General features: G+C 67.6%; 1 protein-coding gene. It reads right to left on the reverse strand.

The window, feature by feature from the left end; translation table 11 throughout:
• Positions 1–611 (reverse strand): ATP-dependent DNA ligase (locus D3222_RS24885; RefSeq protein ID WP_198672937.1); only part of this gene is annotated, 611 nt, incomplete at both ends.

Below are 611 nucleotides of genomic sequence, written 5' to 3' on the forward strand. Positions count from 1 at the left end.
CCTCCGACCAGCAGCCGAAAGTGGAGTCGGAGTAGAAGCTCGATCGCTTCCCCGACCCGCGCTGGGCGTACATGACGACGCAGTCGGCTGTCAGCGGATCGCGTTTCCATTTGTACCACAGTCCGGCCCTGCGCCCCGACACATAGGGCGCGTCGCGGCGCTTCAGCATCATGCCTTCGATCGACGCGTCGCGGGCGCCGGAGCGAATCTCGGCGAGGTCGGCGAAGCTGTCCGCCTCGATCAACTGGCTGATGTCGAACCGTTCGGCAGGCAGCCGCTCCATGAACGACTCGAGCCGCGCCCGCCGCTCGGACCAGGGCAGGCCGCGCAGATCTTCCTCGCCATCGAACAGGAGGTCGTAGAGGCGGACGAAGGCCGGATAGTCGTCGCGCATCTTGGCGCTGACGACCTTGCGTCCGAGCCGCTGCTGGAGCGCATTGAAGCTCGCCGCCGAGCCGCCGTGTTCGTCGAGCCCCTGCCCTGCCCCGCGCACCAGCAATTCTCCGTCGAGCACGGCGGGAAGTCGAAATGCCTCGGCGACTTCGGGGAAGCTGCGGGTCACGTCATCGCCGGTGCGGCTGTAGAGGCGGGTTTCGCCGCCTGCGTGCACC

It is taken from the genome of Photorhabdus sp. CRCIA-P01, assembly GCF_003545805.1.
GTDB lineage: Bacteria > Pseudomonadota > Gammaproteobacteria > Enterobacterales > Enterobacteriaceae > Photorhabdus > Photorhabdus antumapuensis.